The sequence below is a fragment of the Rhizobacter sp. P1_G5 genome (assembly GCF_056405435.1).
Genome location: NZ_JBFUCB010000042.1, coordinates 1 through 20,313 on the forward strand (window position 1 = coordinate 1; position 20,313 = coordinate 20,313).

A 20,313-nucleotide genomic window follows, 5' to 3' on the forward strand; every position below is an offset into this window, starting at 1 on the left:
CGATGAAGTAGCCCAGCATCTCGCCGCGCTCGCCGTAGATCACGCGGGCCACGTAGCCGGCGGCCAGCGAGTCGATGAAGTTGCCGTGGGTCCACGGGAATTCATAGGCCTGGCGCTCGATCTCGAGCACCGCATCGAGCTGCGTGACGCCCAGCGGCAGCAGCAGGCGCTTGTCCCTCAGTACGGCACTCATGCCAATGCCTTCGCTTTCATGGCCTTGTCGTGTTCGCGCTCGGCGGTCGTCTGCGCCACCTTGTCGCGCAGGTAGACCGGCAGCGCGTGCGCGGCGTCGACGCGAACGCCTTGCGACCACAGCTGCGCGGCGACACGCGCCAGCGCCTCGGCCCGGGATCTCGCCTGCGGCACGCGGCGCACCGACGGCCCGATCGCCAGCCGGTCGCCGAAGGCATCGAGCGCCGAGCCGGCAATCACGCCGACGGGCTGTTCCTGCAGCAGCGCATGGAATGCGTCGATGCGCAGCAGCGCGGGCGCCGTGGTCACCGCCCAGTGCCCGTCGCGCCAGCGGTAGCGGCCGGCGTAGATCTCGTCCATGCGTGCATCCATCGCGACGCAGACCTCGGCCGCATCGGTCTGCACGCGTGCATCGTCGGCCACCAGCATCAGGCTGTCGACCGGGATCACCGGCCTGGCCGCGCCGTACGCCAGCCCCTGGGCCACCGAGCATGCGGTGCGCAGCCCGGTGAAGGCGCCGGGGCCGCAGCCGAAGGCGATCGCGTCGACATCGGCCAGCGCCAGGCCGTGCGCGGCCAGCAAGGCCATCAGCTCGGGGATCAGCGCGGCCGAGGCCTGCGCGCCGCCGGCACCGTCGTGCGCGGCCTGCCGCCCGGGCGCGACCAGCGCGATTGCCATCGCGTCGGTGGAGGTGTCGAAAGCCAGCAGCGTGCCCATGGCGACAGTCTAAAGCCCGGGGTGCGTGAGATCATCAGGGGATGGGGAATGTAGGGAGACGCATCCTGCTGGGCGCCGTCGGGCTGTGGGCCGCGATGCCCGCGCTGGCAGCACCGCTGCCGGTCGAGGCCGAGGTGGCGCTCGACGCCGCCAAGGTGCCGCGCGAGGCGATGGTCGCCTGGGTGCAGGAGGTCGGCGCGAGCGCGCCGCGGCTCGACTGGCAGTCGCGCCAGCCGGTCAACCCGGCGTCGCTGATGAAGCTGCTGACCACCTCGGCCRCGCTCGAACTGCTCGGCCCGGCCTGGAGCTGGTCGACGCCGGTCTGGCTGCAGGGCACGGTGCGCAAGCCGGGCCCGAACGGCGTGCTCGACGGTGACCTCGTGATCCGCGGCACCGGCGACCCGAAGCTCGTGCCCGAGCGGTTGTGGATGATGCTGCGCCGCGTGCAGCAGCTCGGCGTGCACGAGATCCGCGGCGACATCGTGCTCGACCGCGGCGCGTTCCGCCCGGCGCTGCAGAACCCGGCCGATTTCGACAACGATCCGCTGCGGCCGTACAACGTGCAGCCCGATGCGCTGATGCTGAACTACAAGTCGCTGACGCTGACCTTCGCGCCCGACGCGCTGGCCGGCGTCGCGCGCGTCACCGCCGACGTGCCGCTGGCGGGCCTGCAGGTCGACGACGGCGTGCCGCTGATCGCCGGCCCCTGCGACGACTGGCGCGCGCCGCTGCTGCTCGATGCCGCCGATCCGGCAAAGCTCAAGCTGGCCGGCGGCTTCCGCAAGCTGTGCGGCGAGAAATCATGGTCGATCGCCTGGCCCGAGCCGCAGCGCTACAACGAGCGCCTGCTGCGCGGCCTGTGGCACGAGATGGGCGGCAAGCTGACCGGGCGCGTGCGCGACGGCGTCGCGCCGTCCACGCCGCCGAGCTTCGAACTGGTGTCGCCGCCGCTGGCCGAGGTGGTTCGCGACATCAACAAGTTCAGCAACAACGTGATGGCGCAGCAGCTGTTCCTGACGCTCGGCCTGACGCAGCGCGGCCTCGGCTCGCCGGAGCTCGCGCGCGAGGTGCTGCGCCAGTGGCTGGCCGAGCGCTGGCCGGAGGCGGCGCCGTCCGTGGTCATCGACAACGGCTCGGGCCTGTCGCGCGATTCGCGTGCCACCGCGCAGCTGCTCGCCCGCGTGCTGCAGGCCGACTGGATGGGGCCGGTGATGCCGGAGCTGATGAGCTCGCTGCCGGTCAGCGGCCTCGACGGCACGCTGAAGCGCTCGCGCGCGACGCTCGGCCGCGCGCACCTGAAGACCGGGTCGCTGAAGGACGTGGCCGGCATTGCCGGCTTCGTGCTGGGCAACAGCGGCCGGCGCTACATCGTGGTGGCCATCATCAACCACCCCAACGCCAACGCCGCCCGCCCGGCCCTCGACGCGATGACCCAGTGGGTCATCAACGACACGGTGAACTGACGGCGGTCAGAACCGGTAGCCGACCGAGAGATTCGTCGAGATCGGGTCCAGCTTCGTGTCGATCGACTGCCCGGTCGACAGCTTGGTGGTCGTCTTCAGGTAGGTCTTGATGACCGAGCCGTCGACGAACCAGTGCTCGTCGAACCGGTAGCTCAGGCCGAGCTGGAACGACGGCCCGAAGGCCGAATCCACCGACATCGACGTCGCCGGGCCGCCCGGGTTGGTCAGCGCGGTCAGCGTGCCCGAGCCTTCCTCGCCGTAGAAGTGCGCATAGGTCAGGCCGGCGCCGACGTAGGGGCGAAAGGGCGAGCTCGCCTCCAGGAAGCGGTACTGCGCAAACAGCGTCGGCGACACCTGCTTGATGGTGCCCAGCTTGCCGACGCCCGACAGCGCGCCGTCGCCGACCACCTCGTGCTTGTAGGGCAGGCCGGCGAAGAACTCCAGCGAGACATTGTCGGTCAGCATGTAGCCGAGCGTGAAGATCGCCTGCGTGTCGCTCTTCACGTCGACCTTGCTGTTGGGCAGGCTGGAGGCGCTCAGGTCGTCGCTCTTCACCTGCGGCGCGATCTGGTTGGCTCCCGCCTTCACCATCCAGGTGCCGGCCGATTGCGCGAGTGCCGCGGTGCTGCCGAACAGTGCCAGCGCCGCGATCGCAAGGGTCTTGATGCCATGGGTCATGGGAATGTCCTTTGGTGGGCGGAGCGATGGGCGCGGGCTCAGAGCCAGCCGCTTTCGACCATGCGCTTGGCGACGAAGCGCGCGAGCAACTGGTAGGCGAACGGCGTCGGGTGCACCGTGTCGGCGAATTCGTAGCGCGAGGTGTCGCCGGCGATCAGCGTGTCGGTCGAGCAGACCAGCGAGCTGGCGAAGGGCATCTTGACCGTGTTGGCGGTGTTCGCGCTGGCCAGGTCGCAGGCCGGCGTCGTCACGTTGGTCAGGCCGTACATCTCGGGATGGGCGACCTGGTCGCGGCCCTGCGTGTAGGCGTCGACTTCGAGCACGCCGGTGGTGCCGGTCAGGCCGGCGTGCAACTGGGCGTTGAACTGCGTCACCATCGTGTTGATCAGCGTCTGCACGTCCGCACTCTGCGAATAGCCGAGCGGTGTCTGGCTGACGTCGGGCAGGTTCACGACGACGACGTGCGTCGCGCCCTTCGCGAGGATCAGCGTCTTGATGTAGGCCGCCAGCTCGCCGCCGGCCTGGGCCATCGCGGTGACGGCCTGCGTCGGCGTGGCCTGGGCCGCGCTCACGGCCGCCAGGTTGATGAACACGTCGTTGCCGCCCGCCATCACCGTGACCAGCTCGGTGCCGCTGAAGCTGCCGCCGACGGCGGTCAGGTGGTTGTTGATCTGCGTGACGACCGGCACGGTGAGCTGGCCGACGTAGCCGCTGGTGTCGCCGGCGGCAATGAGGGCCTTGTTGCCGGGGCCGACCGGGTTGGTCACCCGCGCTCCGCCCTGGGCGTAGCCGTAGCAGCCGGCATGGGCCGCGGCGGCCTGCGCGAAGCCGGCCAGCGGCCCCGACGATTCCAGCCCGGTCTGCGCCGCGCACGGTGCGCCGGTGCCGGCCTGCACCGCCAGCAGCTCGGTCCAGTTCTTCGCGGCGCTGCTGTTCACGGTGTACTTGCCGCCATGGGTGGTCGCGACCAGCGCCGCCGTGGCGTACGTCCCGACATCGCTCAGGCTGTCACCGAACGACACCGTCGCGCTGTACTGCACGCGCGGCGACTGGTCGCCATCACCCCCGCCGCCACACGCGGCGAGCAGCAGCGACGCGAGCGTCACCGCACCCCAGGAACGGAAGTTCTTCATGCAATCCCCTTGGTTGGTCGGCGGGCGCACGGCGGCACCCGCCTGTCGTGTGGATGGTTGCGGCCGACTATAGAGAGGCACCGTTGCAATGCCTCGTCGGAGAAACCCCGCTCGCCGTGTAAAGAAGCGTAGCGGGGCCTGCCCTCAGAACGGGTTGTTGACGGCGCGGCTGGACGCCATCGAGCCGAGCTGGCCGTGGGCGGACGGGCCGAAGCGCAGGTTGTCGGCCCACAGCCAGGTGGAGCCGGTCGCATCGAGGGTGCCCGATTCCGGCACCTTCTTCAGCGTCGTCATGGTGCAGTTCGGCAGCACGGCGGTGCTCAGGCAGGCCGCGGCGTTGTTGTTCACCAACCCGTAGTTGGGGTAGTTGCGCACCATGTCCTGCAGGCGCTCGTCGAACACCACCAGGCCGACCGACTTGCCGCCGTCCTTCACGTCCTCGAGCTTCAGCCGCAGCGCCGCATTGAACTGGAAGCTGAGGGCCGACAGGAAGGCCGCGCGTCCCGGGTTCGCCAGGTCCTCGGCAGCCGCATACGGCGTCAGGCCCTGGTCGGCGGCGGTCGCGACGACCACCTTCGCGCCGAGGTCGGCCAGCCGGATGATCTGCCCGCCCAGCGCATCGCCGGCCGCGGCGGCGGCGGCCTGCAGGCTGCCCGCGTCCTGGCCGGGGAACTGCTGGTACAGCGCGACGATGTCGTTGGCGCCGGCCATCACCGTGACCAGGTCCTTGTTCGACAGCGAGTCGCCGGAGGTGAACTGCGTGATCTGCGAGGCCACGTCGTTGACGCCGGCGCCCACCGTCGCCAGCGTCTGCGCCGTGACCGCCGCGCTGTTCGGGTTGCACTCCGCGAAGACCAGGCCGAAGGTGCCGGCCACCATCTGGATCCAGATCGGGAAGCTCGAGCAGTCCAGCGCGGTGGTCGGCGTGGCCGGGGTGGTGGTGGTGTCGAAGATCACCGCGTTGATGCTGTACTTGGCGCCGGTGCTCGACATCACGCTGGCTTCGTCGCCGAACGAGATCAGCCGCCGCGGCACGAAGCGCTCGACCTGCGTGCCGCCACCGCACGATGCGAGCAGCGTGGCCGCCAGCACGGCCGCACCGAGGCGCACCCAGCTCTTTTGCTTCGGATCAGCCTTGAAAATCATGAACACTCCAGAGGGGAAAACGGTGAGGGGAGGAAGTCAGGCGGCGGCAGCCCGTTGCAGGCGGTCGCGCACACCGTCCCATTCGGGATCGGCGGGCGGCTCTTCCACCCAGATCAGATGCACGCCCTCGGCATCGAGTTCGCGCAGCGCGGAAAAAAGTTCGTGGGCCGCCTGCGACGCCTGCGACGGCATCACGCGGTGGCGCAGCCCGCGCACCGCCTTGGCGGGCACGGTCCGCGAATATACCGCCAGCTTCAATGTCGAGCCTTCGAGCATCTGCAACGCGGTATTCAGCATCGGCCCGGCCATCAGGCGCAGCTTGGCGCGCGGGGCGTAGTGGGCCTCGAGCGTGCCGGAGGCGCGCGGCGCGGCCTCGTCGCGGTCGGCCAGCGGCTGGCCGGCGGCCGCCTCCAGCTGCCGGCGCGTCAGCACGCCGGGGCGCAGCAGCACCGGGCGGCCGCGCGAGCAGTCGACGATGCTCGATTCGATGCCGACCTCGCAGTCGCCGCCGTCGAGCACCAGCAGCGCGTCGCCGAACTCCTCGACCACGTGCGCGGCGCGCGTCGGGCTGATGCGGCCGAAGCGGTTCGCGCTCGGTGCCGCGACGCCCGGCACGCCCAGCGCCTTGGCCTCGCGCAGCAGTGCCTGCGCGACCGGGTGCGACGGGCAGCGCAGGCCGATGCTGTCCTGGCCGCCGGCCGACGCACCGGCCACGCCGGGCGCGCGCGGCACGATCAGCGTCAGCGGGCCGGGCCAGAAGCGGGCCGCGAGCTGCTGTGCGACGGCCGGCCAGTCGGCGGCGAACACCTGCGCCGATCCGACGTCGGGCACGTGGACGATCAGCGGGTGGTCGGCCGGCCGGCCCTTGGCGGCGAAGATCTTCGCGACCGCCGCGTCGTCATCGGCACGGGCCGCCAGGCCGTAGACCGTCTCGGTCGGCATGCCGACCAGCTCGCCATCGGCCAGCGCGCGGGCGGCCTGGTGGACGGCCTGGGTGGCCGCGGCAGCGGCGGGGTCGYGGGCATCGAGCAGCACGGCAGGTCCTCGTCTCAGCCGCTCACCAGGCCGCGAGGCCCAGGTGCTCGGCCGCCTGCAGCGCGACCGCGTGGGCGAGCTCGGCCGTCGCGGCGGTGACCGTCAGGTGGCCCATCTTGCGGCCCGGGCGGGCGCTGGCCTTGCCGTAGAGGTGCAGGTGCACGCCCGGCAGCGCCAGCACCGCGGCCCAGTCGGGCTCGGTTTCGACCTTGCCGTCGCGGAACCACAGGTCCCCCAGCAGGTTCAGCATCACCGCCGGCGAGTGCAGCCGCGGCGCGGCGAGCGGCGCACCGGCCAGCGTGCGCACCTGCAGGTCGAACTGCGACTGGTCGCAGGCGTCGAGCGTGTAGTGGCCGGAGTTGTGCGGGCGCGGTGCCATCTCGTTGGCGACCAGCCGGCCGTCCTTCAGCACGAAGAATTCGACGCACAGCACGCCGACGTAGCCGAGCGTCGCGGCGATGCGCCCGGCATGCGCGATCGCCTGCTGCTGCACGTCGGGCGTCACGTCGGGCGAGGGCACGCGTGTCACCGCGAGGATGCCGTCGCGGTGCAGGTTCTGCTGCAGCGGGAAATGCACGCTCGCGCCGTCGGCGCCGCGCGCGACGATCACGCTCACCTCGTAGGCCAGCGGCAGCATCTGCTCGAGCACGCAGGGCACCTGCTTCAGCGCGTCCCACGCGGCGGCGAGCGCGGCGCGGTCGGCCACCCGCACCTGGCCCTTGCCGTCGTAGCCGAGGCGGGCGGTCTTCAGGATGCCGGGCAGCAGCGCGTCGTCGACGGCGTCGAGCTGGGCGCGCGTCTCGATCAGCGCGAACGGCGCGCACGGCACGCCGCAGCGGCCGAAGTGCGCCTTCTCGGCGGCCCGGTCCTGGCAGACCGCGACCGCATCGCCCGCCGGCGCGACCGGCCGCATCGCGGCCAGCGTGCGCAGCGCGGCGGCCGGCACGTTCTCGAACTCGGTGGTGACGGCCGCGCTGACGGCGGCCAGCTGCGTGAGCCCGGTCGAATCGAGGTAGTCGGCGCGCACATGGTGGTGCGCGACCAGGCCGGCCGGGCTGGCGGCGTCGGGGTCGAGCACCGCGGTGGCGTAGCCCATCTGCTGCGCGGCGTGCACGAACATGCGGCCGAGCTGGCCGCCGCCCATCACGCCCAGGGTCTGGCCGGGGGGGATGAAGCGCTGCGTCATTTGAGTTCGGAGGACATCGCGCGGGCGACCTCGGTCTGGCGGGCGCGGTAGGCCTCGAGCCGGGCGCGCAGCGCGGGCTGCTCGCAGGCCAGCATCGCGACGGCGAACAACGCGGCGTTGGCTGCGCCTGCCGCGCCGATCGCGAAGGTCGCGACCGGGATGCCCTTGGGCATCTGCACGATGGAATGCAGCGAATCGACGCCCTGCAGGTGGCGGCTCGCGACCGGCACGCCGAGCACCGGCACGGTGGTCTTGGCGGCCAGCATGCCGGGCAGGTGGGCGGCACCGCCGGCGCCGGCGATGATCGCGCGCAGGCCGCGCGGCGCGGCCGTTTCGGCGTAGGCGAACATGTCGTCGGGCATGCGGTGGGCAGAGACCACGCGCGCCTCGTAGGGCACGCCGAACTCGGCGAGAATCTCGGTCGCGAGGCGCAGGGTCTCCCAGTCGCTGCTGGAACCCATCACCACGCCAACCACGGGGGCGCTGCTCACGGCTCGCTCCAAGGGCTGAACAACCTTGAATTGTAGGCGGCGCGGCCCATCTGACCCCTAGGGCCTGTCAGCACTGCCCGCCTTCCCTTTGCCGGAACACGATGGACATCACGATTCAGAACTTCGAAGCCGACCTGATCAACGCCTCGGTCGAGCAGCCGGTGCTGCTGGACATCTGGGCGCCCTGGTGCGGCCCCTGCAAGGCGCTGACGCCGGTGCTCGAGAAGATCGAGGTCGCCTACGCCGGCCGCTTCAAGCTGGCCAAGCTGAACGCCGACGAGCAGCCCGAGATCTCCGGCCAGCTGTCGCAGATGTTCGGCGTGCGCAGCATCCCGTTCTGCGTGCTGTTCAAGGGCGGCCAGCCGGTCGACGGCTTCGTCGGTGCGCTGCCCGAGGCGCAGGTGCGCGAATTCCTCGACCGGCACGTGCCGAGCGCCGAGGAAGCGGCCGCCGGCGAAGACCTGGCCGCGGCCGAGGAGCTGCTGGCCGAGGGCGATGCCGACAGCGCGCTGGAGCGCCTGCAGGAGGCGGTGGCGATCGACCCGGGCAATGACGTGGCCCGCTACGACTACCTGCGCGCGCTGCTGACGGCCGGGCGTGTCGATGACGCGCGCCGCGCGTTCGACCCGGTCGCGAGCAAGGTGATGCTGGACGCGCGGCTGGCCGCGGCCGGCCACTGGCTGGCGGCCAGCGAGAAGGCCGCGTCGGCGCGCAGCCCCGAGCAGCTGGCGGCGGCGATCGCCGCGAACAAGCGGGATTTCGACGCCCGCTTCGAACTCGCCCAGACGCACTTCGCCGCGCAGCGCTTCACGCAGGCGATGGACGAGCTGCTCGAGATCGTGATGCGCGACAAGGCCTGGAACGGCGAGCTGGCGCGCAAGACCTACGTGGCGATCCTCGAGCTGATGAGCAAGCCGGCGCCGAAGGCCGAGGCCGCGGCGCCGAAGGGTGCGCTGGAGGTCACGGGCAAGGTCAATACCGCGCCGGCCGACCCGGTCATCGACCAGTACCGGCGCAAGCTGAGCATGGCGCTGTTCTGATCCGGGCTACGTGAGCGCCGCGTCGAGCAGGCGCAGCACCTCGGCCTGCTCGTCGGCGAAGGCCTTCCAGGCCGCCTCGGCCTGCTGCGAGTGCTTCTTGGCGGCATCGACCTGGCCGAGTGCCGCGTAGACCTGCGCCAGCCGGCTGTGCGTGGCGGCGCGGTCGTCCAGGTCGCAGTCGGCGCGGTTCGCGGCCTCGGCGGCCTGCGCGTCTTCGCGCGCCGCATCGGTCTGCTTCAGCTGGATGCGGCACCACGCCAGGTCGGCGCGCAGCCAGTTCGCCATGTGCGCCGCGCCCTGGGTCAGCGCATGGTCGAGGTGCAGCTCGTACAGCGGCAATGCGTCGGCATGCCGGCCCTGCAGCGACAGCAGCTGCGCCCGCATGACCGGCGCCAGCGCATCGAGCGCCGCGGTGCCGACCAGCGCATCGAAGTTCTGCGACGACTCGGCGCCGAGCATCGCCTGCCGCGTGGCCTGCGCCTCGCCGGGGCCGCTCAGCACGTTCTGGCGCGCCTGGCTGGCGTTCAGCCAGGCCATGTTGGCGAGCAGCGCCGCGAGCGTCGCCTCGTCGCCCTCGGACGTGGCGTGCTGGCGGGTGAGGGTGTACCAGGGCTGGGCCCGCTCGTAGCGGCCGGCGAAGTGGTAGGTCTGCGCGATCACGAGGCTGATGCGCGACTGTGCCGCATGATGTTTTGCATCCGCGAGCCGCAGGGTCTCGGCAACGCGCCGCGCCATCGACGCGAAGTCGTGCCGCACGTAGTCGAGGTGGGCCAGCCAGGCGCTGCACAGTGCATGCAGCGCCGGTTCGCGCGCGGCGCCGCTCATCGCGTAGGCGCGGTGGATCTTGTCGACCGCCTCGGCCGAGCCGAGCTTGCCGTAGTGCGCGATCAGCCCTTCGGCCAGGCTGATCCACGCGCTCAGCGCCATGTGCGGCTGCAAGGCGTACTGCTGCTGCAGGCCGGTGAGCGTCTTGCGCGCCTCGTCGAAGTGGCCGTGGCGCGCCATCAGGCAGGCGCGTTCGGCGCGCAGGCAATCGGCCTTGACCGGGTTGCCGGCGGCATCGATGGCGGCGTCGAGCTGCTTCAGCAGGCGGGACTGCATGGCGCTCAGGAGGTCAGGCGTTGCAGGGCTTCGCGGTACTTGGCGGCGGTCTTCTCGACCACCTCGGTCGGCAGGGCCGGGGCCGGGGCGCGCTTCGGCCAGGGTTGGCCGTCGATGCGGACCTGCTCGAGCCAGTCGCGCACGAACTGCTTGTCGTAGCTCGGCGGGTTGCGGCCTTCGCGGAAGGCGGCGTCGTAGCCCTCGACCGGCCAGAAGCGCGACGAGTCGGGCGTCAGCACCTCGTCCATCAGCGTCAGCGTGCCGTCGCTGTCGAGCCCGAACTCGAACTTGGTGTCGGCGATGATGATGCCCTTCTTCAGCGCGATCGCGGCGGCGCGGGTGTAGAGCTGGATCGCGGTGTCGCGCACGCGCACGGCGAGGTCGGCGCCGATGATCTGCGCCATCTTGTCGAACGAGATGTTCTCGTCGTGGTCGCCCATCTCGGCCTTGGTGGCCGGCGTGAAGATCGGTGCCGGCAGCGGGCTTGCGTTCTTCAGCCCGGGCGGCAGCGCGACGCCGCACACCGACTGGCTCTGCTGGTACTCGCTCCAGCCGCTGCCGGCCAGGTAGCCGCGCACCACGGCCTCGACGGGCAGCGGCTTCAGGCGCTTCACGAGCATCGAGCGGCCGCGCACCTGCGCGCGCTCGGCCGCGGTGACGACGCTCTCGGGGTCGTCGCCGGTCAGGTGGTTCGGGATGATGCCTTCGAGGTGCGCGAACCAGAACAGCGCCATCTGCGTCAGCAGCTCGCCCTTGCCGGGGATCGGTTCGCCCATGATCACGTCGAACGCGCTGAGCCGGTCGCTCGCGAGCATCAGGATACGGTCCGCGCCCACCGCGTAGTTGTCGCGAACCTTGCCGCGCGCGAGCAGGGGCAGGGAGGTGAGGGTGGAGTTCAGAACGGCGTTCATGGGCTCTTTCGGCGCAGGGGCAGGACAGCGCCGGATTGTAGTGAGCCACGAACGACGAAGCCCGGCATGGCCGGGCTTCATCAACAGTGAGGATGCGGGTTTCAGACCACCATCTGCGCCAGCTCACCCTTGGCGTAGCGCTGTGCCACCTGCGCGAGGCTCTGCGCCTTGATCTTGCCGGACTGGCCTTCGCAGCCGAACTCCAGGTAGCGCTGCTTGCAGATCGCCTTGGCCGCCTCGCGCGCCGGCTTCAGGTATTCGCGCGGGTCGAACTTCTCCGGGTTCTGCACGAAGAACTTGCGGATCGCCGCCGTCATCGCCAGGCGGATGTCGGTGTCGATGTTGATCTTGCGCACGCCGTGCTTGATGGCTTCCTGGATCTCGCTGACCGGCACGCCGTAGGTTTCCTTCATGTCGCCGCCGTACTCGCGGATCGCGGCCAGCAGCTCCTGCGGCACGCTCGAGCTGCCGTGCATCACCAGGTGGGTGTTCGGGATGCGGGCGTGGATTTCCTTGATGCGGCTGATCGCGAGGATGTCGCCGGTGGGCTTGCGGGTGAACTTGTAGGCGCCGTGGCTGGTGCCGATCGCGATCGCCAGCGCATCGAGCTGGGTGCGCTTGACGAAGTCGGCGGCCTGTTCCGGATCGGTCAGCAGCTGGTCCATCGTCATCGTCGCGTCGGTGCCGTGGCCGTCTTCCTTGTCGCCCTTCATCGTCTCGAGCGAGCCGAGCACGCCCAGTTCACCTTCGACCGTGACGCCTACCCGGTGCGCCATGTCGACCACCTTGCGCGTCACGTCGACGTTGTAGTCGTAGCTCGCGATGGTCTTGCCGTCGGCCTGCAGCGAGCCGTCCATCATCACCGAGCTGAAACCCAGGTTGATCGCGCCCTGGCAGACGTCCGGGTTCTGGCCGTGGTCCTGGTGCATCACCAAGGGAACCCGGGGGTAACTTTCGACCGCCGCGAGGATCAGGTGCTTGATGAACGGCTCGCCGGCGTACTTGCGGGCGCCGGCGCTGGCCTGCAGGATGACCGGGGCGCCGACCTCGTCGGCCGCGCTCATCACGGCTTGCACCTGCTCGAGGTTGTTGACGTTGAAGGCCGGAATTCCGTAGCCGTTCTCGGCGGCATGGTCCAGCAGCTGACGCATCGAAACGAGTGGCATGGCGATGTCCCTGGAAGTGAAGAAACCCTTCAGCCGGCATGAAACCGCGCTGTAACTCGCAGCATTGTACTGAGCAGCTCCGCGGGAAAACCCCGTGCCGGCGATGGCCTCCCCCGAGCGCGGGGGGCGGCGAGCCGGTCTCCAGCATGCACCGGAAATGGCCGGTCTTCCGGCCGCYTTTCCTGCTCAAGTCGCGCGGCGGTCGCGGGACACTGTTTGCAACATCCGACCGTCCCGCTGGAGGGAAACCCGTCATGGCCCGACTCGACCTGAATGCACTCACGCTGTGGATCACCGCGGCGGCCCACCAACAACCGCAGGACTTGGCGTCGCAGGTGATGGAGCGGGCCGGCGTCTCGCGCGCCACCGCCAACAAGGCGCTGCGCCGGCTGGCCGAGATGGCGTGGCTGGTGCGCGAAGGCAGCGCCTCGCGGCCGCTGTACCGGCCCGGCACGATGCGCCAGGTGGTGCAGCGCTACCCGCTGCACGGCCTCGGCGAGGACCTGCCGTGGTCGCGCGACTTCTCGCCGTTCTTCACGCTGCCGGATGCCGTGCGCCGCATGCTGCACCACGCCTTCACCGAGCTGCTGAACAACGCGATCGACCACAGCGCCGGGCAGAGCGTCACGGTGTCGATGCGCCAGACGGCCAGCCACGCTCAGCTGCTGGTGTCGGACGACGGCCGCGGCCTGTTCGACAAGATCAACGAATCCTTCGCGCTCGACGAGCCGCATCTCGCGATGCTCGAGCTCAGCAAGGGCAAGCTGACCAGCGCGCCGGACCGCCACTGCGGCCGCGGGCTGTTCTTCACCTCGAAGCTGGCCGACGTGTTCGACCTGCACGCCAACGAATCGGCRTTCCAGCATCGCGGCTGGGAGGCCGGCCGCTGGCGCGAAGGCAAGCCGCTGAAGCACCAGGGCACGTCCATCTACGTGGCGTTCGCGCTGGACAGCACGCGCACGCTGGAGCAGGTGCTGCAGGCGCACAGCGCCGACGGTGCCGGCTACGACTTCGAGCGCACCGTGGTGCCGCTGCGCCTGCTGACGACGACGCAGTCGGGACTGGAATCGCGGGCACAGGCACGCCGCGTCGGCGCCCGCCTGAACCAGTTCCGCCGCGCGGAGGTCGACTTCAGCGGCGTGACGAGCGTCGGGCACAGCTTTGCGGACGAACTGTTCCGCGTGCTGGCGAACGAGCAGCAAGGCCTGGATCTGGTGCCGATCAACATGCTGCCGGCGGTGGCAGCCATGGTGGGCAGCATCCGCCGCTAGCCGATCCGCTCGGCTCGATAGCCCTGGGCGCGCATCGCGGCCAGGATCTCCTCGATGTGGGCCACGCCGCGCGTGTGCACCACCACCTCGATCTCGGCGCGCTCCACCGACAGCGAGCTGAACGCCCGCTGGTGCTGCACCTCGTCGATGTTGGCGCCCAGCTTGCCGAGCAGCGTCGCCACGTCGGCCAGCGCGCCCGGCACGTCGCGCACGTCCATGCGCAGGCGCGCCAGCCGGCCCGACTTCACCATGCCGCGCTGGATGATCTCGCCCAGCACCAGCGGCTCGATGTTGCCGCCGGAGAGGATCAGCCCGACCTTGCGTCCGGCGAAGCGCGCGCGGTGCTTCATCAGCGCCGCCAGGCCGACGGCGCCGGCGCCCTCGACCACCGTCTTCTCGATCTCCAGCAGCATCAGGATCGCCTGCTCGATGTCGTCCTCGCCGACCAGCAGCACGTCGTCGACATGCTGCTTGATCAGCGGCGCGGTCAGCACCCCGGGCACCTTGACGCCGATGCCGTCGGCGATCGTCGCCTGCGCGCTCTCGCGCTGCTGGTTGTGCACCACGTTCCAGACGGCGGGGAAGCGCTCGGTCTGCACGCCGATCACCTGGATGCCCGGCTTCAGCGCCTTGGCGGCGCTCGCGATGCCGCCGATCATGCCGCCGCCGCCGATCGCCACCACCAGCGTGTCGAGCGCCGGCTGCTGCGCCAGCATCTCGAGCGCGATCGTGCCCTGGCCGGCCGCCACATCGAGGTCGTCGTAGGGGTGCACCAGCGTCAGGCCGCGCTCCTGCGCGAGGCGCAGGCCGTGGGCACGGGCGTCGTCGAAGGTGTCGCCTTCGAGCACCACGGTGGCGCCGAAGCCGCGCGTGCGCTCGACCTTCACCGCCGGCGCGAAGCGCGGCATCACGATGGTGGCGGGGATGCCCAGGCGCTGCGCGTGGTACGCGACGCCCTGTGCATGGTTGCCGGCCGAGACGGCGAGCACGCCGCTTGCGCGCTCGATGTCGCTCAGCTGGGCGATCTTGTTGAGGGCGCCGCGCTCCTTGAAGGAGGCGGTGAACTGCAGGTTCTCGAACTTCAGGAACACCTCGCAGCCGGCGATGGCCGAGAGGGTTCGCGAAGGCACGCAGGGGGTGTCGAGCACCTGGCCGTGCAGGCGCTCGGCGGCGGCACGGATGTCAGCGAGGACTAGGGTCATCCCGCCATTGTGCTTGGGCTCAGCCGACTCGGCACACCTTCAGCATGTTGGTGCCGCCGGGGTAGCCCATCGGCTCGCCGCAGGTGATCGCGTAGGTGTCGCCCGGCTTCAGCACGCCCTTCTCGACCAGCAGCAGCTCGGCGCGCTTCAGCGCCTCGTCGCGGTCGCTGAAGTTCGGCATCAGCAGCGGGCGCACGTTGCGGTACAGCATCATCTTGCGCTGCGTGACCACCTGCGAGGTCAGGCCGTAGATCGGCACGTGGATCTTATGGCGGCTCATCCACAGCGACGTGGAGCCCGACTCGGTCAGCGCGAGGATCGCCTTGCAGCCCAGGTGGTAGGCGGTGAAGAGCGCGCCCATCGCGATCGACTGGTCGATGCGGCCGAACTTCTTGTTCGTGAAGCCGGCGTCCAGCGAGATCTCCTCGGCGCGCTCGGCCTCGATGCAGATCGTGGACATCATCTCCACCGTCTCGACCGGGTACTTGCCGGCCGCCGTCTCGGCGCTCAGCATCACCGCGTCGGTGCCGTCGAGCACCGCGTTGGCCACGTCGCTCACCTCGGCGCGGGTGGGCACCGGGTTGACGATCATCGATTCCATCATCTGCGTCGCGGTGATGACCACGCGGTCCATCTCGCGCGCCATCTTGATCATGCGTTTCTGCAGTGCGGGCACCGCGGCGTTGCCGACCTCGACCGCCAGGTCGCCGCGCGCGACCATGATGCCGTCGCTCGCACGCAGGATGCTCTCCAGCGCCGGGATCGCCTCGGTGCGCTCGATCTTCGCGATCAKCGCCGGCTTGTGGCGCCACGGCTCGCCGGCCACGTTGGCCAGCTGGCGCGCCATTTCCATGTCGGTCGCGTTCTTCGGGAAGCTCACCGCCAGGTACTCGCACTGGAAGCTCATCGCGGTCTTGATGTCCTCCATGTCCTTGGCGGTCAGCGCCGGGGCGGTCAGGCCGCCGCCGGCCTTGTTGATGCCCTTGTTGTTCGACAGCTCGCCGCCGATCACGACGGTGGTGTGCACCTGGTCGCCGCGTACCGCGTCGACCGTCAGCTTCAGCAGCCCGTCGTTCAGCAGCAGCGTGTCGCCGGGCTTCACGTCGCGCGGCAGCTCCTTGTAGTCGAGGCTCACGAGCTCGTTGGTGCCGAGCGCGGTGCTGCTGGCGTCGAGCACGAACTTCTGGCCCGGCTCGAGCATCGTCTTGCCGCCCTCGAACTTGCCGACACGGATCTTCGGGCCCTGCAGGTCGGCCATGATGGCCACTTCCTTGCCGGCGGCGCGGGCGACCTCGCGCACCAGGCTCGCGCGGTCGATGTGGTCCTGGGCCTTGCCGTGCGAGAAGTTCAGGCGCACGACGTCGACGCCGGCGCGGATCATCTGTGCGAGCACCTCGGGCGAACTGGAGGCGGGGCCGAGGGTGGCGACGATCTTGGTGGCGCGGGGCATGGTGGAGGTCTCCTGTATTTTCATTGTGGATCAGCGCGCTGCACCGGCCGCCGCCGGGCCGTCCCAAGGCGGCCGCGCCCCCTCGGGGGGCAGGAACGCAGTGACGTGGGGGCGGTCACCCTGCACGGCGCTGCAGGATCTCGAAGGCGGGCAGGGTCTTGCCTTCCAGCACTTCCAGGAAGGCACCGCCGCCGGTCGAGATGTAGCCGACATCCTTCTCGATGCCGTACTTCGCGATCGCGGCCAGCGTGTCGCCGCCGCCGGCGATGCTGAACGCATCGGAGGCGGCGATCGCGCGCGCCAGCGTCTCGGTGCCGTGCGCGAACGCATCGAACTCGAACACGCCGACCGGGCCGTTCCAGACGATGGTGCCGGCGGCCTTCAGCTGGGCGGCGAGCCTGGCCGATGTCTCCGGGCCGATGTCGAGGATCAGGTCGTCGGCTTCGACGGCCGAGGCTGCCTTCACGGTGGCCGGCGCATCGGCCGCGAAGGCCTTCGCGGTGACGACGTCGGTCGGGATCGGCACCGCGGCGCCGCGCGCCTTCATGGCCTCGATCACCGCCTTGGCCTCGCCGACCAGGTCGGCCTCGACCAGCGACTTGCCGATCGGCAGCCCGGCGGCCAGCAGGAAGGTGTTGGCAATGCCGCCGCCGACGATCAGCTGGTCGACGTTCTTCGCGAGCGACTGCAGGATCGTCAGCTTGGTGCTGACCTTGCTGCCGGCGACGATCGCCACCAGCGGGCGTTTCGGGTTGGCCAGTGCCTTCGTGATCGCGTCGATCTCGGCGGCCAGCAACGGGCCGGCGCAGGCGATCTTCGCGAACTGCGCGATGCCGTAGGTCGAGGCCTCGGCGCGGTGCGCGGTGCCGAAGGCGTCGTGCACGAAGATGTCGCACAGCGCGGCCATCTTGCGCGAGAGCTCCTCGCTGTTCTTCTTCTCGCCCTTGTTGACGCGGCAGTTCTCGAGCAGCACCACCTGGCCCGGCGCGACCTGGACCCCATCGACCCAGTTCGCGATCACCGGCACGTCGCGGCCGAGCAGCTCGCCCAGGCGCTTCGCGACCGGGGCCAGCGAATCCGCCGGCTTGAACTCGCCCTCGGTCGGGCGGCCCAGGTGCGAGGTCACCATCACCGCGGCGCCGGCCTTCAGGGCCAGCTCGATGCAGGGCACCGAGGCGCGGATGCGGGTGTCTTCGGTGATGCGGCCGCTGTCGTCCAGCGGCACATTCAGGTCGGCACGGATGAACACGCGCTGGCCTGCAGCTTTGCCTTGGGCTGCAAGGTCTTCAAAACGGAGAACGTTCATGGGTGGCCAAAGTTAGAGGGGGAATTCTAGGGATGCCGCAGGCGCAAAAGTTACGAAGCGGTTCCGAGATCCATTGGACACCAGCCGGGCGGCCTCTACCACCCCAGCAGCAGTTTCAGCGGCATCAGCACGGCCATGCCGACCACGATGGTGCCGAGGATGCCGCGGCGCCAGAAGAACCAGGCGGTGGCGGCCGCCACGGCGTAGATGCGCGCGTCCTGCCAGGTGCTGATCAGCTGGCCGTGGCTCATCACGACCTCGGGCACGACGACGGCCGCCAGCGCCGCGAGCGGGGCGAAGCGCAGGCCGCGCTGCACCCAGCCGGGCAGGCGCAGCTCGCGTTCGGGAATCAGGAAGAAGCAGCGGGTGACCACCGTGATCACGGTCAGGCCCACGATCGTGATGAAGGATTCCCAATCACTCATGACGCCACCCTGTCGCGCGGCTTGGCGCGCATCAGCGACGCGAGCACGCGCCGTCCGGCATCGCCGCCGCCGTCGATCATCAGCCCGATGCACACCGCGGCGGCGATCGCGACCACGATGTTCAGCCGGTACGGCAGCGCGAAGGCCGCGACGGCGGCGGCGCCCGCCACCACCGCCGCGAAGCTGGTCGCCTTGTCGGACAGCAGCGCGTAGCCCAGCCCGAGCAGCGCCAGCACGCCGGCGAAACCCAGGCCCCAGTGCGTCGGCACCACGTCGGCCAGCACGATGCCGAGCACCGACGGCACCTGCCAGGCCAGCCAGCTCATGAAGCTGCTGCCGAGGAAGTACTCGACCTGGCCCTCGTCGTCGCGCGGCTCCTTGAACCTCTTCATGAAGAGCACGTAGTTCAGGTCGGCGGTCAGGTAGCCGAGCAGCATCCGCTGGCCGCGCGGGAAGCGCATGAAGAACGGCCGCCAGTGGGCGCTGAAGATCACGAAGCGCAGGTTCACGCACAGCGCGGTGGCCCAGATCACCCAGGCCGGCGAGCCGGCGCCCATCAGCGGGATGGCCGCCAGCTGCGCGCTGCCGGCGAACACCGCGAAGGTCATCAGCAGCGACAGCGGGATCGAGAGCCCCGCCTTCACCATCGCGACGCCGGTCACCAGGCCCCAGGCGGCGATGCCCAGGCTGACGCCGGACATCTCGCGCATGCCGAGGGCGAACTGGGGGTGGCGGACGAGGGCGCGCAGCGGGGAACTCATGCGGGCATTGTCACCGCATGCGGGTTATCCCGCTGTCAGGTGTCGTTGTGGCGGGCCGCCTTGGCGCCCGGCGTCTTGGCCGGCCGCTTCTCGGCGGCGGGCGCGGGGGTTTCAGCCGGGGCGTCGCCTTCGGGGGCGGCCTTGGCCTCGGACTTCGCGTCGGCGCGGACGTCCGCCTTGGGCTCGGCCTTGGATTCACCCGACTTCGCGCCGCCTGCCAGCTGCGGCACCACCGGCTCGATCTTGTTCTCGCGCATGTAGTCGTTCATGTCGCGCCAGCCGGCGAACACCGAGGCCTTGTCGGCCTTCTTGTTCAGCGCGTAGCAGTCCTCGATGGCCCGGTTGGCGTGGCGGCAGGCGCCGCCGATCGCGCGGCCGTCGGCCTCGCGGGCCGCGGCCAGCTTCTCGGCCGAGTCGACCCCCAGCATGTCGCAGCCGGCGAGGGCGGCGGCGCAGAGCAGGAACGCGGTGATCAGGTGGCGTGGCATGGCGGGCGGTGGTCCGGGGACGGGGCTGTGGCTGCAGTGTCCGCTGGTTCGCGGGCGGGGCAGGCGTGAAAAAGCCCCTCGAAGAGGGGCCAGTTCCAGGCTTTGCCGAAGAAGCTCAGGCCGGGCGCATCGCCATCAGGCGGGCGACGCGCTCTTCCGTCGACGGGTGGGTCGAGAACAGCCCGCGCAGCCCGCCGCCGGACAGCGGGTTCATGATCATCATCTGCGCCGTCTCCGGGTGGCGTTCGGCGGCCTCCATCGGCATGCCCTGCGCGTAGCGGTGGATCTTCTGCAGCGCGCTGGCCAGCGCCTGCGGGTCGCCGGAGATCTCGGCGCCGCCGCGGTCGGCCTCGAACTCGCGGGCGCGGCTGATCGCCATCTGGATCAGGCTCGCCGCCAGCGGCGCGAGCAGCATCACCAGCAGGCCGACGATCGGGTTGTGCGGCCGGCCCTCGCTGTCGCGGCCGCCGAAGAACATCGCGAAGTTCGCGAGCATCGAGATCGCGCCGGCCATCGTCGCGCTGACCGTGCTGATCAGGATGTCGCGGTGCCGCACGTGCGCCAGTTCATGGGCCATCACGCCACGCAGCTCGCGCTCGCTGAGCACGCGCAGGATGCCGGTGGTGGCGGCCACCGCCGCGTGCTCCGGGTTGCGGCCGGTCGCGAAGGCGTTCGGCGCGTCTTCGTTGATCAGGTAGACGCGCGGCATCGGCAACTGGGCGCGCTGCGCGAGCTCGCGCACCATCCGGTAGAACTGCGGCGCCGAGGTCTCGTCGACCTCCTGCGCGTTGTACATGCGCAGCACCATCTTGTCGGAGAACCAGTAACTGAAGAAGTTCATGCCGACGGCGACGAGCAGCGCGACCATCATGCCGGCGCGGCCGCCGATCATCGCGCCGATGGCCATGAACAGCGCCGTGATGGCAGCCATCAGCACCGCGGTCTTCAACAGGTTGAACATGGAGAGGCCCTTTCTCTGGCTACAGGGCCTCAGATGAGGTCCTGCGCTTCAAGTTCAATCGGCGCGGCCAAAAGCGCTGCCCGGCGCGACCGGGCGCGACTGCAGCCAGGCCGCCGCCGCCAGCCGCTTGCCGCCCGGGCGTTGCAGCTCGGTCAGCCGCAGCGATCCGGTGCCGCAGGCGACCTCGAGG

General features: G+C 70.3%; 21 protein-coding genes and 1 pseudogene. 3 read left to right on the forward strand and 19 right to left on the reverse strand.

What is annotated here, in order from left to right; all coding sequences use genetic code 11:
* Positions 1-193 (reverse strand): GNAT family protein (locus AC1D12_RS05260; protein ID WP_477839211.1); only part of this gene is annotated, 193 nt, incomplete at its 3' end.
* Complete coding sequence (tsaB, locus tag AC1D12_RS05265; protein ID WP_477839212.1) at positions 190-909, reverse strand: tRNA (adenosine(37)-N6)-threonylcarbamoyltransferase complex dimerization subunit type 1 TsaB; 720 nt, start codon at positions 907-909, stop codon at positions 190-192. The genes AC1D12_RS05260 and tsaB, both read right to left, overlap by 4 nt.
* Before the next feature lie 95 nt (positions 910-1,004).
* On the opposite strand from tsaB, the gene dacB reads away from it, so the two are divergent.
* Complete coding sequence (dacB, locus tag AC1D12_RS05270; RefSeq protein ID WP_477839214.1) at positions 1,005-2,372, forward strand: D-alanyl-D-alanine carboxypeptidase/D-alanyl-D-alanine endopeptidase; 1,368 nt, start codon at positions 1,005-1,007, stop codon at positions 2,370-2,372.
* Positions 2,373-2,378: 6 nt separating this feature from the next.
* Here dacB and AC1D12_RS05275 read toward each other — a convergent pair whose 3' ends face one another.
* From AC1D12_RS05275 to purE, 6 genes are all read right to left on the reverse strand, one after another.
* Positions 2,379-3,050: an OmpW/AlkL family protein gene (locus AC1D12_RS05275; protein ID WP_477839217.1), complete on the reverse strand. Its 672-nt coding sequence runs from the start codon at positions 3,048-3,050 to the stop codon at positions 2,379-2,381.
* Between the two features lie 38 nt (positions 3,051-3,088).
* Positions 3,089-4,183 (reverse strand): SGNH/GDSL hydrolase family protein, encoded by a 1,095-nt coding sequence (locus AC1D12_RS05280; protein ID WP_047507900.1) that lies wholly within the window; start codon positions 4,181-4,183, stop codon positions 3,089-3,091.
* A 144-nt stretch (positions 4,184-4,327) separates the two neighbouring features.
* Positions 4,328-5,329, reverse strand: coding sequence for an SGNH/GDSL hydrolase family protein (locus tag AC1D12_RS05285; RefSeq protein ID WP_465110640.1), 1,002 nt, complete (start codon positions 5,327-5,329; stop codon positions 4,328-4,330).
* 36 nt (positions 5,330-5,365) lie between these two features.
* Positions 5,366-6,364 carry an L-threonylcarbamoyladenylate synthase gene (locus tag AC1D12_RS05290; protein WP_477839219.1) on the reverse strand — a complete coding sequence of 333 codons (999 nt, stop codon included), beginning with the start codon at positions 6,362-6,364 and terminating at the stop codon, positions 5,366-5,368.
* 22 nt (positions 6,365-6,386) lie between these two features.
* Entirely contained in the window at positions 6,387-7,550 is a 1,164-nt protein-coding gene (locus AC1D12_RS05295; RefSeq protein WP_477839221.1) for a 5-(carboxyamino)imidazole ribonucleotide synthase, read from the reverse strand.
* Positions 7,547-8,011 (reverse strand): 5-(carboxyamino)imidazole ribonucleotide mutase, encoded by a 465-nt coding sequence (purE, locus tag AC1D12_RS05300; protein WP_047507895.1) that lies wholly within the window; start codon positions 8,009-8,011, stop codon positions 7,547-7,549. Before purE ends, AC1D12_RS05295 begins: the two co-directional genes overlap by 4 nt.
* Before the next feature lie 131 nt (positions 8,012-8,142).
* On the opposite strand from purE, the gene AC1D12_RS05305 reads away from it, so the two are divergent.
* Positions 8,143-9,081, forward strand: coding sequence for a tetratricopeptide repeat protein (locus tag AC1D12_RS05305; RefSeq protein ID WP_047507730.1), 939 nt, complete (start codon positions 8,143-8,145; stop codon positions 9,079-9,081).
* Between the two features lie 6 nt (positions 9,082-9,087).
* Here the strand turns inward: AC1D12_RS05305 and AC1D12_RS05310 are convergent, their stop codons facing one another.
* From AC1D12_RS05310 to fba, 3 genes are all read right to left on the reverse strand, one after another.
* Positions 9,088-10,182 (reverse strand): tetratricopeptide repeat protein, encoded by a 1,095-nt coding sequence (locus AC1D12_RS05310; RefSeq protein ID WP_465110642.1) that lies wholly within the window; start codon positions 10,180-10,182, stop codon positions 9,088-9,090.
* A gap of 5 nt (positions 10,183-10,187) precedes the next feature.
* On the reverse strand, positions 10,188-11,093 hold the full coding sequence (locus AC1D12_RS05315; protein WP_477839223.1) for a phosphoribosylaminoimidazolesuccinocarboxamide synthase: 906 nt from the start codon (positions 11,091-11,093) through the stop codon (positions 10,188-10,190).
* Between the two features lie 101 nt (positions 11,094-11,194).
* On the reverse strand, positions 11,195-12,259 hold the full coding sequence (gene fba / locus AC1D12_RS05320) for a class II fructose-bisphosphate aldolase (RefSeq protein ID WP_477839225.1): 1,065 nt from the start codon (positions 12,257-12,259) through the stop codon (positions 11,195-11,197).
* A gap of 254 nt (positions 12,260-12,513) precedes the next feature.
* Here fba and AC1D12_RS05325 point away from each other — a divergent pair, with 254 nt between their 5' ends.
* On the forward strand, positions 12,514-13,530 hold the full coding sequence (locus AC1D12_RS05325; protein WP_052212364.1) for an ATP-binding protein: 1,017 nt from the start codon (positions 12,514-12,516) through the stop codon (positions 13,528-13,530).
* Here the strand turns inward: AC1D12_RS05325 and AC1D12_RS05330 are convergent.
* The 8 genes and pseudogenes from AC1D12_RS05330 to AC1D12_RS05365 all read right to left on the reverse strand — a co-directional run.
* Entirely contained in the window at positions 13,527-14,732 is a 1,206-nt protein-coding gene (locus tag AC1D12_RS05330; RefSeq protein WP_477839227.1) for a threonine ammonia-lyase, read from the reverse strand. The two genes, AC1D12_RS05325 and AC1D12_RS05330, sit on opposite strands and share 4 nt — an antisense overlap.
* A 19-nt stretch (positions 14,733-14,751) precedes the next feature.
* Positions 14,752-16,182 carry a pyruvate kinase gene (gene pyk, locus AC1D12_RS05335; protein WP_477839229.1) on the reverse strand — a complete coding sequence of 477 codons (1,431 nt, stop codon included), beginning with the start codon at positions 16,180-16,182 and terminating at the stop codon, positions 14,752-14,754.
* 115 nt (positions 16,183-16,297) lie between these two features.
* Positions 16,298-17,488: a phosphoglycerate kinase gene (locus AC1D12_RS05340; RefSeq protein ID WP_465110645.1), complete on the reverse strand. Its 1,191-nt coding sequence runs from the start codon at positions 17,486-17,488 to the stop codon at positions 16,298-16,300.
* Positions 17,489-17,583: 95 nt separating this feature from the next.
* Entirely contained in the window at positions 17,584-17,913 is a 330-nt protein-coding gene (locus AC1D12_RS05345; RefSeq protein ID WP_465110646.1) for an AzlD domain-containing protein, read from the reverse strand.
* Positions 17,910-18,674: an AzlC family ABC transporter permease gene (locus AC1D12_RS05350; protein ID WP_047507714.1), complete on the reverse strand. Its 765-nt coding sequence runs from the start codon at positions 18,672-18,674 to the stop codon at positions 17,910-17,912. Before AC1D12_RS05350 ends, AC1D12_RS05345 begins: the two co-directional genes overlap by 4 nt.
* A 35-nt stretch (positions 18,675-18,709) precedes the next feature.
* On the reverse strand, positions 18,710-19,162 hold the full coding sequence (locus AC1D12_RS05355; RefSeq protein ID WP_477827465.1) for a hypothetical protein: 453 nt from the start codon (positions 19,160-19,162) through the stop codon (positions 18,710-18,712).
* 115 nt (positions 19,163-19,277) lie between these two features.
* On the reverse strand, positions 19,278-20,123 hold the full coding sequence (htpX, locus tag AC1D12_RS05360) for a zinc metalloprotease HtpX (protein WP_465110648.1): 846 nt from the start codon (positions 20,121-20,123) through the stop codon (positions 19,278-19,280).
* 54 nt (positions 20,124-20,177) lie between these two features.
* Positions 20,178-20,313 (reverse strand): annotated as a pseudogene (locus AC1D12_RS05365) (methionyl-tRNA formyltransferase); the annotation flags it as partial.